Origin of the sequence: Clostridium bornimense, assembly GCF_000577895.1 — a bacterium.
GTDB lineage: Bacteria > Bacillota > Clostridia > Clostridiales > Clostridiaceae > Clostridium_AN > Clostridium_AN bornimense.
This window is the reverse complement of the sequence record NZ_HG917869.1, coordinates 452,581-466,499: the sequence shown is the minus strand read 5'-3', so window position 1 is coordinate 466,499 and position 13,919 is coordinate 452,581. Positions and strand designations below refer to the sequence as shown.

Below are 13,919 nucleotides of genomic sequence, written 5' to 3'. Positions count from 1 at the left end.
TATATCAGGAGGTATTTTATGGTAGATATTACAAAGGGAGAGAAAAGTAAAGGGAGAATTATTGAATGTGCCGCAGAATTATTTTTAAAAAATGGATATAACAATACAGGTATAAAAGAGATTTTACAAGAAACACAATTACCAAAAGGTTCATTCTACTATCACTTTAAAAGTAAAAAGGATTTGGCTATTGAAGTAGCAGATTACTATAAAAGTAAAATAGGTAGCTGGATTTTGAGAATTTCAGAAGATAAAACATGGAACGATTTTATAGATAACCTAATAGAAGATATTATAAGTGATGCTAAAGAGGGAAATTATTATGGTTGTCCATTTGCAACAATAGCATCAGAAATGGCTTTTCTTGATCCAGAGATGGTACAATCATATTCTATGCCGATGATGAATCTAATATCAGTTTTTTCAATGGTATTAGAGTTCTCAGGTATATCAAAAGAACAAGTAGAAAGTGATGCAAAAAAAGCATTTGCATTATTTGAGGGTTATGTAATGTATTATAGGGTTACTAAGGATATCGAAATATTAGAAACATTAAGAGAGCAATTAAAAAATATATATTAGGAGGTTATTATGAAAGAGGTTGAAGTATTAAAAAGTGCTGAAAATTATTCAGTTGGCAATATAGGAAAATTTGGTGAATTAGGGCAATATGAATATTATCATCCACTTACCAAGTTTAATATACCAGGAAAAGTTTTTGTGGGGGAATCATTAGATATGACTTCAATTGAAATGTCAGTTCAGTTATTAAAAGCTGGCGGTGAAATACCTTTTGATCATAAGCATAAAACTAATGAAGAAATATACGTTGTTATAAAAGGAAATGGTGAATTTATAGTAGATGATGAGAGAATACCAGTTAAAGAAGGTTCTGTTATTAGAATTGGTACCAAAGCTAAAAGGAGATGGAGAAACAATTCTGATAGTGATTTAATAGTTATGGTAATACAAGGAAAAGAGAGATCATTAGTAAATTATAATGTTTCTGATGGATATATGGAATGATATTTTTCTATAATCAATAGATTGAGTTCATAAGTATTATTAACAATAACATGATTATAAACAATTTATTAACTATTTGTATTTAATTGACTTTTAATATAATAGTGATAGTATTAAATATAAATAGGGGGTGGAATAGATGAAGGACGATAAAGATAAGGTATTTAAATTATCTGAAGGATTGGCAGAGTTTGTTTTTAGATTTTATGGTGAATTACAGGAGTCATCACATGAAGTAGGAAAAGTAAAAGTTAATTCACATTCTTTTAATATTTTGCTAAGTTTAAATAGACAGAAAGATAAAATGTTATCAATGAGTAAAATATCTAATTATCTACAAACTACGAAACAGCAGTTATCGAAATTACTTAATGATCTAGAAGATAATGGATATATTGAGCGTATTAGATATAAAACAGATAGAAGAAATGTTTATGTAAAGTTAACAGAGTATGGAATGAAGTATTTGTTTAATTTAAAAGAAGCTTTTGCAGAAAAGTTGGATTGTGAGATATCTAAATATTCTAATGATGATATAGATATATTATCAGATGTAATTATAAAATTAAATTTATTATTTCAAAAACATCAGGGGGTATAGTTACATGGAAGGATATTCACTAAACCAGTGGTTATTATTTTTTTTCATCTATTGTTTCATAGGTTGGATTTGGGAGTCATGTTATGTTTCGGTTGAAAATAAAAAATGGGTTAATAGAGGATTTTTGAGAGGACCTATGTTGCCTATTTATGGATTCGGCGCAATTATAATATTAGTAGCTACAATACCTGTAAAAGAAAATCTTATTTTAGTATTTATATTTGGAATGATAGCAGCTACTATTTTGGAGTATTTTACTGGAGTCATAATGGAGAAGATTTTTCATGTTAGGTATTGGGATTATAGTGATGAAGCTTTTAATTTTCAAGGGCATATATGTCTTTTATGTTCTCTTGCTTGGGGTGCATTTTCAATATTAATGATAAAGGTAATTCATCCACCAATAGAATATATTGTTTTTATGGTACCTGATATAATTATTGAAATAATGGCTTTATTTATTCTTGTATTATTTACAATAGATACAGTACAATCTGTTAATGATGCTATGGATTTAAAAGATACATTAGCAAGATTAACGGAAGGAAATGAGACAGTTAAACACATTAAAAAGAGACTTGAAGTGATGGCTGCTTTTATTAATGAAGATGTAAAAGAGATAGAAGAGAAGTTTATGGATAAGATATCTGTAAATCAAGGGAAGAATGAAATTAGAAAATTAAGTAGGAAACAGATTTTTGAAAGGAATCTTGAAAGAAGTAACAAAAGAAAAACAGAGATTTTAGAATTTATGTCTGAAAATATAAATAAATATATGGGTAAGTTAGAAAATGTTGCAGATAAACCTACACAACAATATGAAAAGTTTAAAGCAGAATTATTAGACTGTTTAGCAAAAATAAAAAAACAAGAGAAACATGTTAGTAAAATGGAAAGTAAAGCTTATATTCATTCGATAAATATATTACGTAGAAATCCAGGAGCAAAGGCTAAAAAGTATGAGGAAGCTATGAAAGAAGTAAAAGATCTTGAGAAAAGACCAGATATTTAAGGAAAGGAGTAATAATAATCAATGGATATAAAAAAGGAAAATACGTTGCGATTAATATATGGAAGAACAATCATAGTAGTTTCATTGATTCTTATTCAATTAGGTGTATTATTATTTACTTTTAAGTGGTTAAGTAAATATCAAATATATGTTTATGGTGGATTCACTGTAATATCAGCAATTTTAGTTTTAGTTATCATTAATGGAAAAAGTAATCCTGCCTATAAGCTAGCATGGGTAATTCCAGTATTGTTAATACCGGTGTTTGGAGGGTTATTTTATCTTTTTGTTCATATACAGTCAACTGCAAGACGTCTTAACAATAGGCATCAGAGTATTTTAAAGGAGACAGCAGTTTATTTGAAACAAGATGCAGAAATAATAAATGAAATAAGAAATATCTCTGTTCAAAATGCGAATTTATGTAATTATATTTCCAATATTGCTGGATATCCAACTTATAGAAGTGAAGATATCACTTATTTTCCATTAGGAGAAGATAAGTTTAAAGAGTTACTTTTTCAATTAGAAAAAGCAGAAAAATTTATTTTTTTAGAATACTTTATAATAGAAGAAAGTTATATGTGGGATACTATCTTAGAGATTTTAAAAAGAAAAGTAAAAGAAGGAGTAGAAGTTAGGGTAATGTATGATGGTATGTGTTGTCTTCTATTATTACCATATTCATATCCTAAAGAATTAGAATCTTTTGGCATAAAAGCAAAAATGTTTTCACCAATAATGCCTGTATTGTCCACATATCAAAATAATAGAGACCATAGAAAAATTCTTGTTATTGATGGAAAGGTGGCTTTTACTGGTGGAATAAATCTAGGTGACGAATATATAAATCGTATTGAAAGATTTGGGCACTGGAAAGATACTGCAATCATGGTAAAAGGTGAAGCGGTGAGAGGATTTACTATGATGTTTCTACAAATGTGGAATATCACCGAAAAGACGCCAGAAAATTATGATAAGTATCTAAATGAAAGTAGCAATAAATCAGAAGAGCACAATGGTGGATTTATTACTCCATATGGAGATAGTCCTTTTGATGATGATAATGTTGGAAAAGATGTATATATGGATATAGTGAATACTGCTAAGGAGTATGTTCATATTATGACACCATATTTAATTTTAGATAATGAGATGATAACAACACTTATTTATGCAGTAAAAAGAGGTATAGATGTAAAAATAATTTTACCGCATATACCGGACAAGCCTATGGCTTTTGCATTGGCGCATAATCATTATCCTCAGCTTCTAGCAAGTGGAGTAAAAATATACGAATATATTCCAGGGTTTATTCATGCGAAAGTTTTCACTTCAGATAATGAAAAAGCAGTAGTTGGTACAATAAATTTAGATTACAGAAGTTTATATCTTCATTTTGAATGTGCAGCTTATATGTTTAAGTGTCCTGTAATCAAAGATATAGAGGAAGATTTTCAAAGCACATTAGCTAAATGTAAAGAGATGACATTAGAGGACTATAAGAAATTCTCATTATTCCATAGAGTAGAAGGGCATGTATTAAAATTGTTTGCTCCTCTTATGTAAAATTAATCTATATTAATTGAGAATTGTGAATTAAAAAAGAGGTCACGCTTACAAATTTTTATTTGTTATAGCGAGAGCCTCTTTTTTTGTGCATGACATTGCACTGATTAGTATTGATAGTTGAAAATATATGTCTTTATTATAAGATAGTGAGGTAGCTAAGTATATTATACCAACATAACTATTCCCAGTAGAATATAGTTGTTAATATTATAAATCTAGTATAAAATCTAAAAATGGAATATAAGAATTTCAATTTTATTTAATAAATAAATTTCAAGAGGTTAAAACAAATGAAAAAACAAAAAGAGATTTATGTAAGTGTGAAAACTAAGTTTTATTTATCTATTGTTTTTGCAACTATGTGGTTAATAGTATCTATATATTTGTCAATAAACTGGATAAATGATTTATCTATTGTATCAAATATATTTTTTGCTTTAATAATTATATCAGGTATTGCATATATACCAGGTTTTGTTAATATGTTTTTAGTTATTAGTATATTATTTGATAAGCAACCAGTATTTAAGAATAATAGTCCAACAGACGAAGTTACACTTTTAATCGCTGCATATAATGAAGAAGAGAGAATATATGAAACTTTGGAAAAGATAAAAAAACAAGATTATAAGGGTAAGATTAATACCATTGTAATAAATAATAATTCAAGTGATAATACTGTATTACAGGTTAAGAAAGTAATTAAAGGCTACAATTGCAGGATGCGATATGTATTGATGAAAAAAGCCCAGGAAAATTCAAAGCATTAAATACTGGGTTGAAAAAAGTAAAGACAAGGTATGTAATTACGTTAGATGCAGATACATTACTGCATCCAAAGGCAATAAGAAAAATAGTTGCTAGAATTAAAAGTGCTCCAGAGGAGATTGCGGCTGTAGCTGGTAGTGTTTTAGTTAGAAATAGTAGAGATAATCTGTTGAGTAGAATACAAGAGTGGGACTATTTCTTAAGTATAATGTCTATAAAGAGGATGCAAGGCTTGTATCAAGGTACTCTTGTGGCACAAGGTGCCTTTAGTATTTATGAAACAGAGTTAGTAAAAGAGTTAGGTGGATGGTCAGATTCTATAGGTGAAGATATAGTTTTAACATGGCAAATGTTAGTTAAAGACAGAAAAGTATATTATGAGCCATTAGCTGTTGCATTTACAGATGTGCCAACTAAATTTAATCATTTTATAAAGCAACGTTCAAGGTGGGCTAGAGGAATGATTGAAGGATTAAGAATAGTTAAACCATGGAATCAACCTAATATTTATTATAAAACATTAACATTTATAGATATATTAATAGTATTTATGGATTTTAGTTATACATTTTTCTTCATACCAGGATGTATTTTGGCGTTATTTGGTCATTTTTATATAGTGGGACCTTTTATGTTACTGGTTTTACCTTTTACATTATTCTCATTTTTTATATTATTTCATAAACAAAAATATTTTTTTAATCAATTAGATCTAAAGGTAAGGAAAAACAAAATAGGATTTATTCTTTTTATTCTATTTTATCAAATTATTATGTCACCAATATCGCTAATGGGATATTTACAAGAGGTATTTAGAGTAAAAAGAGTTTGGGATTAAATATAGTTATTATATGAAATTTTATATTATTATCAAAAATAGTATACATTTAGTAATCATCGGCATAGTATAATGTATAATCTCTTTGCACTGCATATAAATCTACAGTACAAACTGATCAAGCCGATGAATAAAAATTTTATTCATGGAGCCGGGCCATATTTGGCAACAGGTTAACATATGCCTGTGGGACAGTATATTGTTCCACGGGCATTTTTTGCTTACGGAACAATAACTGAAAGAACTCTATTTATGCATTGCCATAGAGCTATCAAACAAAAATTTCTAGATATAAGACTAGGAATAAAAATGGAGGTAACTTTTATGACAAATCTAAATAATTCAGCAGAAATAGTTGGTTTAACCAACAGTGAAGCGAAATTATTACAAGAGCGGTATGGTAAGAATAATATTGTTCCTGAAAAGAAAGAGAGTTTTATCAGAAAAGTTTTAGAAGTATTAAAGGAACCTATGTTTTTACTATTATTAGTAGCAGCAACAATTTATTTTATCCTTGGAGAACCAAGAGACGGGATTATAATGTTAATATTTGTTGTAGCTGTCATTGGCATCGATGTAGTTCAAGAATGGAAAACAGATAAGACACTAAAAGCCCTTAGAAATTTGTCGGCTCCTCATATTACTGTTATTAGAGATGGAATAGAGAGTACTATTAATAGTGAGGATTTGGTACCAGGTGATTTAATGATTATTTCTGAAGGGGTAAAGGTACCTGCTGATGGTTTTATTATTAAGGCGAATGATCTTTGTATAGATGAATCTTCCTTAACAGGAGAATCGATATGTATATGGAAATCAGTAATTGCAAATAACAATAATTATTGGAAGAATAATTATTGTTATGCTGGAACATTGGTTATTCAAGGAAGAGGTATTATTAAGGTAGAGAAGATTGGGGTTGAAACAGAATATGGAAAGATAGGTAAGAATGTATATGACGCTAAAGAGGAGGCAACGCCACTTCAAAAACAAACATCGACATTAGTAAAGATATGTGCATATATAGCTGCAATTCTATTTTTGCTAGTAGTAATGATTACTTATGTGAACTTAATGGACTATAGTTTCAAAGATAGAATAATTGAAAGTATATTATCAGCTATTACTTTAGCAATGGCAATGATACCAGAGGAATTTCCTGTGATATTAACAGTAGTTTTATCAATGGGAGCATGGAGATTAGCAAAGAAAAATTCTTTAGTTAGAAAGCTTCCATCAGTTGAGACATTAGGTGCTGTATCTGTGCTTTGTGTGGATAAAACTGGAACTATAACAATGAATAAGATGACTGTAAAAGATATATGGACTATTAAAAATGATATAAAAGATTTTAGTACAATTATGGGAATGGCATGTGAAGTTGAAGCTTATGATCCAATGGAGCAAGCCATAATAGAGTATTGTGAAAAAAATGATATTACAAAAGACATACTTTTTAGTGGTACTCTTATAAAAGAATATTCTTTTACTAATAAAAGAAAAATGATGGGACATGTATGGAAAAAGGATGGAGGTATAATTGTAGCCACTAAAGGGTCACCAGAAAAGATAATGGCATTATGTGATTTAGATAAAGAATTAAAGAAAGATATTAGCAGTAAAATGAAAGAAATGTCTTTGAGGGGACTAAGAGTAATAGCTGTGGGAAAAATGGTAATAGAGAAAGAAGAGGAGATACCACGTAATTTAGAGCAATGTAAATTAGAATTTTTAGGCCTTGTAGCATTACAAGATCCACCAAGAGAAACGGTAAAAGAGGACATTGCTAATTGTTCAAGAGCCGGAATAAGAGTTGTTATGATTACTGGTGATAATGGAATAACGGCTAGTGCTATTGCAAAAGATGTAGGTATCATAGGTAATGATAATATAATCACAGGAGACATCATTGATACATTGAGTGATGAAGAACTTAGAGAAAAAGTGAAAAATACAAATATATTTTCAAGAGTAGTTCCTGAGCATAAAATGAGAATTGTTAAGGCTTTTAAAGAAAATGGTGAAATTGTTGCGATGACTGGTGATGGTGTTAATGATGCACCAGCTTTGAAAAAAGCTGATATCGGTATAGCGATGGGAAAGAGAGGATCTGAAGTAGCTAGAGAAGCTGCAGACCTAATATTGCTAGATGATAATTTTTCAACTATAGTTTATACAGTAAAAGATGGTAGAAGAATTTATGATAATATTAAGAAAGCCATAGGTTATGTATTTGCTATTCATATTCCAATAGCATTTTCATCGCTTTTAGCTCCTCTTTTAGGAATTGGATCTAAAGAATTGTTGCTATTGCCTATTCATGTTGTATTATTAGAGTTAATAATAGATCCAACCTGTTCTATTGTTCTAGAAAGGCAACCAGCAGAAGATTCTATAATGGAGAAAAAACCAAGAAATCCTAATGAAAAAATTTTAACTTCAAATTTATTAATTAAAAGTGTTATACAAGGATTTGTTCTTTTTATAGCTGCTTTTGGTATATATTATATTTATTTAATAAGAAATCAAAGTTCAGTAGAAGTAGCAAGATCCATGGCGATATCTATAATAATGATTTCAAACTTACTTTTAGTACAAGTAAATAATTCAAATAAGGAGTATGCATATAAGTCATTTATTAAGCTTAGAAAAGATAAAGTGATGTGGAGTGTTATAATTGCAACAATGGTAGCAATTGTAGTAATTTTGTATACTCCTATATCATCTCTATTAAAATTAGCACCATTAACAATAGGAAATATGATATTAGTGCTGTTAATATCAGTATCTTCAATTATGTGGTATGAGATAGTTAAGTTCTTTAAAAATAGATAATTGAAAAAGAGATTGTTGCACTTAGTGCTTCAATCTCTTTTTTCAGTGAAGAAGTAAGAGTGAAGGGCCGTCTAACCTATGTATGATAAAAGTAGCTATCGCTCACGAATTTTCATTCGTCAATGCGACAACTCTTTAAGATTATTAAAAAACGAATAAATTATTCTCAGAAAAATGGAGATTAATAATATCACCAATGTTAAAAAATAAATCTTCTTTTTCAAGAAAGAAAGTAATTAAACCTTTTGTTTCATTATTTGCTTTAACATATATGGTTAGGTCAAATGGATTCTCCATTATGTTTTCTACAGTAAATGAATTTATATTAGTTAAGTTTTTATTAGTGTTTTTAAGAACATCGATAAAATGAGCTCTTATGCCTACATAGGAAGGTAGATTTTCTGTTTTTAAACTATTAATTTTTAGTTTTAGCCCCCAATCTTCAGCATAAATTGTATTTGTATCAAGAATCTTTATACTAGAAATATTTTTGCAACCTGTGATTTTTGCTTCTGTTAGTGTAGAAGGATTTGAAAATAGTAACTTTTTATCTTTATTACATAAGGCGGTTCCATTATCAAAAACAATAATTTCATCGCAAATTCTATAAGCTTCAGCAATATCATGTGTTACAAAAACAACATATCCAGTATAATATTTTAATAGTGTAGTAAGTTCTTTTTCCATAGTTAATTTAAGATGATGATCTAATGCTGAAAAAGGTTCATCAAGTAATAATATATCAGGATTTATAATTAAGGCTCTCGCTAAAGCAACTCTTTGTTGTTGTCCTCCAGATAGTTGCCAAGGATATTTTTTTTCAAGGCCTTCAAGATTAAAGCGTTTTATATATTCTGCAGTTAAGGTATTAATTTGTTCTTTATCTTTTTTTCTAATTACTCCAAGTTTTATATTTTCTAATACATTCATATTAGGCATAAGAGCGTAATTTTGAAAAAGAAATCCTATATTTCTTTTTTGGCATTTTAGATTTATATTATTTGTAGAATTATATAAAATTCTATTATTTAATATTATTTCTCCAGATGATGGTGTTTCTAAACCAGCAATGCAACGTAGAGACATACTCTTACCAGACCCTGAAGCACCTAAGAATCCAAGGATTTTTTTATCAGTGGCGAAATTAACGGTAAGATTAAAGGAAGATAGGCTTTTTTTTATATTCATTTCTAGCATATTACTACCTCCTTTTACCTAAAACTTTATCTTGTATTGAACACCAATAATTTAATAATAGTATCATTATAAGTGAAAAGAAAACAATAATTAAAACCCAGGCTATTGCTTCTTTATAGTTTCCACCTTCAGCTGCGAAAAAAATTGCTAAAGGCATTGTTTGAGTTTTTCCAGGAATATTACCTGCTAACATAAGGGTAGCACCAAATTCACCCATAGATCTTGCAAAGGAAAGCACTAGACCACCAATAATTCCAGGATAAGCTAGTGGTATTGCAACTTTGTAGAATATTTTAAATTCACTAAGTCCTAGTGTACGTGCAGCAGATATTATATTTTTGTCAATTTGTTCAAAGGAAGATCTACTTGACCTATACATCATAGGAAAAGAAATTATTACGGCGGTTATAACAGTAGCTGTCCAAGAAAAGATTAGAGTTATATCAAATTTACTTAGTAAAATTCCTATTGGACCATTTTTGCCGCAAATCAAAAGTAAGAAAAAACCAACTACTGTAGGTGGTAAAATTAAAGGAAGTGTAACTATTGCATCAATAAACCCTTTTAATTTACTATTACTTTTAGCAATAAGATAGGCAATTGGAATTCCTATAATAAAGGTAATGATAGTGCTTAATATAGAGGTTTTTAGAGAAATCCAAAAAGGAGAAAAATCAGTTATCATAATTAAGGCCTCCTTTTATAATTAATGACGAAACAATTACTTACAAGGGGTATATCCGTATTTTTCAAATATTGTATTACTAGAATCACTGAATAAGAAGTTAACAAAATCTTTAGAAGCTTCTTCATTTTTTGTTGCTTTTACTATACCAACCGGGTATGTAATAGATGAATGTAAATCTTCTGATATATTCTCAATTATTTTTGCAGAGTCACTAGAAATAGCGTCACTTAGATAAACAAAACCTACGTCAGCATTACCTGTAGTTGACCAAGTTAATACTTCTTTTACGTCTTTAGCAAATACTAATTTTGATGAGATACTATCATAGATACCAAGATTTTTTAAAGTTTCATCTGCATATTTACCAGCTGGAACGCTTGAAGGTTCACCTACAGCTATTTTATTTACAGAATCAGAGGTTAAGTCATTAATTGAAGTAATGGAAGAGTCTTTTGAACCTACTAAAACAAGTTTATTTGTAACTAAATCTTTGCAACTATCTGATAAAATTAAATTTTTATCATTTAGTGCGGTCATTTGTGATTTTCCAGCAGAGATAAATACGTCAGATGGTGCTCCTTGTTCGATTTGTTGTTGTAATGATCCAGATGAGCCATAATTGAAGGTAAGAGTAATATTTGGATATTCTTTTTTGAATTCTTTTTTTATATCTTCCATTGCCTCTTTTAAACTTGCAGCAGCAGAAATAGTTAAGTCAGCTTTTATTTCGTTACTTTTCTCAGTAGTGTTTTTTTCTTTAGGCGTGTTATTATTACATCCTAACATTGTAAAAGATATAGTAGCAATTAAAAAGGTCGATAGAAAAAATGATAAATTCTTTTTCATGAAAATCACCTCTTTCACGTTATTTTAAATTTACATATTGTTGCAACAAATATTGAGATAAATATTACCACATTTATATCTTCGATACAATGAAAAAAGAAAAAAATATTATAAAAAAATAAATTTATTAGGTGGTTTATTGATAAATTAATAATAAAAAATTACTAAAATTAAGAAAATGAAATTGCATAATAGATGAGATAAGTGTATTATTATAATAATATTATATTTATCAAATTATCGAAGAGGATAACTTTTATAGGTTGTCCTCTTTTGTTTTATAGGAGATTAATTATGAATGATGTAAAGATAATTGATAGAACAATTGTGGAGTTATATTATAAAAATAAAGGGAAATTACTACAAAATATTGATGAAATAGTAGCATTATTAATAGAATCGGGAGTAGATATTGTTGAAGTACCAAAAGAAATTGCAGAAAACGTAGTTTATGGTAATAAATTTATTTATAGAAAAGAAGAAGAGGAGGTTCTAATAGATAGTTGCAAAGATATTGAATGTCATTCTATTTTCAATAAAGAGGTTAATAGAATTATTGGATTAGGAGATATGTTATTTTACGATTATGAGAATATATTGAATCAAATATTTACAGAGTTTGGGGCTAATGTTGAACTTTCCATAAAAAATGACTTTCATATGGCAACATCTATATTAAATTATTGGGTAAGTAGATTTAAAGGCAAGAAAGTGGTTACTAGTTTTTCAGGAATTGGAGGCTTTGCACCGACAGAAGAAATATTAGCATCGCAGAGATATTTATATAATTTAAGAAAATCAGGTGATTTCAAAGCATTTAAAAATTTAAGAGAAATTGTTGAAGATATTACCGAGATGAAAATGCCTAGAAATAAACCTATTATTGGAGAAGAGATTTTCTATGTAGAATCTGGAATTCATGTTGATGGAATATATAAAGATCCAAGCAATTATGAGCCTTTTTTACCTGAAGATATAGGTGCAGTAAGAAAAATAGTTTTAGGTAAATCATCTGGAAGAAAGGCAATTGAAATTAAGCTAAAAGAAATGAATGTTGTATATGATGATAAAACAGTTATAAAGTTATTAGATATTGTTAAGAAAAAAAGTATAGATTTGAAAAGAGGATTAAGTGATGATGAGTTTAAAGAAATAGTGAAAGAGAAGGTGAGTGATAATGGAAAATAAATTTTATATTGTTGATACTACATTAAGAGATGGTGAGCAGCAGGCGGGGAAAGTTTTTTCAAAGAAAGATAAGATAGATATAGTTAAAAGATTAGATAGTATGGGGGTATATCAGATAGAAGCAGGTATACCAGCAATGTGTAAGGAAGAAAAGGAAGTAATACTATCAATGATGGAGATAAAAGGTGGTTGCAAAATTTCAACATGGAATAGGATAAAAGAAAGTGATATATATCATTCCTTTGATTGTAAGCCGGATATTATTCATATAAGTGCTCCAATTTCAGACATGCATATATATAAAAACTTAAGAAGAGATAGAAAATGGGTAATTGATAGCATAAAAAGATGTATATATATTGCAAAGGAGAAAGATTATGAGGTTGTAGTAGGGTTAGAAGATGCATCGAGAGCAGAGAAGAAATTTTTGGTTGAGGTATGTAAGATAGTGAAGAGTTTACAAGTGAATAGAGTTAGGTATTCTGATACATTAGGAATATTAGATATATCATCTGTAAAAGAAAATGTAGAAGAAATTATAAAAGAGTGTGATATTGATATAGAGTTTCATGGCCATAATGATTTTGGTATGGCAATTCCTTTATCATTAGTGGCCTATAGATCAGGGGCAAAGTATATAGATTGTACTATAGAAGGAATAGGAGAGAGAACTGGAAATACTGATTTAGATAGATTTAAAAGTATTATGAAATATTATATATAGGAGGGGTAATATGGAGAAGATAGCATTTTTGCTAAGAGATTTTAATGAAATTGGATCATTTCAAAATTGTAAGGAGTTAATAGTATATGGGAAAGAAAGACATTGGGGAGTTTTTAAAAGTATTCCTATAAATATATCTGCAACAAGTAGGGTAGACACAATACGAGAATATTATAGAGCTGTAGTTGAGGAGTTAGATGATTGTAAAGTTATAGTGGTTGAGAAAGCACAAGGAATACCATATGGAGTCTTCTATGAAGCTGATTTTAGCATATGGGAACTCTCAGGAAATCCAGAGGATTATTTAGATACAATATTAGAAAAAGAAGAGGAACATGTTAGGAAAGTTAAAGAACTAGAAAAACAGTTTGTAGCAAAAAAAATTAAAGATGGATATTATCTTATAGATTTGAATGAATTACAGTTTACAAGACCAGAATTATCGTCTAAAAAGGCTATTATGCCTTTTTTGGAACATGAAAAATTTGATATACTAGAAGTAAGATGTTGTCATATACCACCATGGCTTGAAAAAAAAGAATATAATAAAGAGATATCAATATCTGCATCTAAAATAAAGAGAAATGAATATAAGGTTCTTATAAAAAAGTTGATATAGGGGGT

Annotated in this window: 12 protein-coding genes, 1 pseudogene and 1 riboswitch; of the genes and pseudogenes, 10 read left to right on the top strand and 3 right to left on the bottom strand. The window is 28.8% G+C overall.

Translation table 11 applies throughout. The features are described 5' to 3' along the window. The first annotated feature begins 18 nt into the window (after positions 1-18). The 7 genes and pseudogenes from CM240_RS15480 (at position 19) to CM240_RS15450 (ending at position 8,652) form a co-directional block, all read left to right on the top strand. Complete coding sequence (locus CM240_RS15480) at positions 19-582, top strand: TetR/AcrR family transcriptional regulator (RefSeq protein ID WP_044040398.1); 564 nt, start codon at positions 19-21, stop codon at positions 580-582. Between the two features lie 9 nt (positions 583-591). Beyond that, positions 592-1,026 (top strand): cupin domain-containing protein, encoded by a 435-nt coding sequence (locus CM240_RS15475; protein ID WP_044040397.1) that lies wholly within the window; start codon positions 592-594, stop codon positions 1,024-1,026. Positions 1,027-1,165: 139 nt separating this feature from the next. Further along, positions 1,166-1,627 carry a MarR family winged helix-turn-helix transcriptional regulator gene (locus CM240_RS15470; protein WP_044040395.1) on the top strand — a complete coding sequence of 154 codons (462 nt, stop codon included), beginning with the start codon at positions 1,166-1,168 and terminating at the stop codon, positions 1,625-1,627. Between the two features lie 4 nt (positions 1,628-1,631). Beyond that, positions 1,632-2,639 (top strand): putative ABC transporter permease, encoded by a 1,008-nt coding sequence (locus tag CM240_RS15465; protein WP_044040394.1) that lies wholly within the window; start codon positions 1,632-1,634, stop codon positions 2,637-2,639. A gap of 21 nt (positions 2,640-2,660) precedes the next feature. Beyond that, positions 2,661-4,208, top strand: a complete 1,548-nt coding sequence (gene cls / locus CM240_RS15460; protein WP_044040392.1) for a cardiolipin synthase — start codon at positions 2,661-2,663, stop codon at positions 4,206-4,208. A gap of 293 nt (positions 4,209-4,501) precedes the next feature. Beyond that, positions 4,502-5,817: pseudogene (locus tag CM240_RS15455) on the top strand (glycosyltransferase family 2 protein). A 104-nt stretch (positions 5,818-5,921) separates the two neighbouring features. After that, positions 5,922-6,014, top strand: a riboswitch (NiCo riboswitch). A 127-nt stretch (positions 6,015-6,141) separates the two neighbouring features. Then, positions 6,142-8,652, top strand: a complete 2,511-nt coding sequence (locus CM240_RS15450) for a cation-translocating P-type ATPase (RefSeq protein WP_044040391.1) — start codon at positions 6,142-6,144, stop codon at positions 8,650-8,652. A 144-nt stretch (positions 8,653-8,796) separates the two neighbouring features. On the opposite strand, the gene CM240_RS15445 is transcribed toward CM240_RS15450, so the two are convergent. The 3 genes from CM240_RS15445 to modA are packed head-to-tail and all read right to left on the bottom strand — an operon-like array spanning position 8,797 to position 11,383. Next, positions 8,797-9,849 (bottom strand): sulfate/molybdate ABC transporter ATP-binding protein, encoded by a 1,053-nt coding sequence (locus tag CM240_RS15445; protein WP_044040390.1) that lies wholly within the window; start codon positions 9,847-9,849, stop codon positions 8,797-8,799. 4 nt (positions 9,850-9,853) lie between these two features. After that, the gene (gene modB, locus CM240_RS15440; protein WP_044040387.1) at positions 9,854-10,534 is read right to left on the bottom strand and encodes a molybdate ABC transporter permease subunit; all 681 of its coding nucleotides are present in this window, start codon (positions 10,532-10,534) and stop codon (positions 9,854-9,856) included. Between the two features lie 36 nt (positions 10,535-10,570). Beyond that, positions 10,571-11,383 carry a molybdate ABC transporter substrate-binding protein gene (gene modA / locus CM240_RS15435; RefSeq protein WP_044040386.1) on the bottom strand — a complete coding sequence of 271 codons (813 nt, stop codon included), beginning with the start codon at positions 11,381-11,383 and terminating at the stop codon, positions 10,571-10,573. Between the two features lie 294 nt (positions 11,384-11,677). On the opposite strand from modA, the gene CM240_RS15430 reads away from it, so the two are divergent. Genes CM240_RS15430 through CM240_RS15420 form a run of 3 tightly spaced genes read left to right on the top strand, consistent with a single transcriptional unit; the run spans position 11,678 to position 13,914 of the window. Continuing rightward, a complete protein-coding gene (locus CM240_RS15430) occupies positions 11,678-12,571 on the top strand; it encodes a homocitrate synthase/isopropylmalate synthase family protein (RefSeq protein ID WP_044040385.1) in 894 nt (297 codons plus the stop codon). Beyond that, on the top strand, positions 12,561-13,295 hold the full coding sequence (locus tag CM240_RS15425) for a beta/alpha barrel domain-containing protein (protein ID WP_044040384.1): 735 nt from the start codon (positions 12,561-12,563) through the stop codon (positions 13,293-13,295). The genes CM240_RS15430 and CM240_RS15425 overlap by 11 nt, the downstream gene beginning before the upstream one ends. 10 nt (positions 13,296-13,305) lie before the next feature. Then, positions 13,306-13,914 carry a Fe-only nitrogenase accessory AnfO family protein gene (locus tag CM240_RS15420; RefSeq protein WP_044040383.1) on the top strand — a complete coding sequence of 203 codons (609 nt, stop codon included), beginning with the start codon at positions 13,306-13,308 and terminating at the stop codon, positions 13,912-13,914. Positions 13,915-13,919 lie beyond the last annotated feature (5 nt).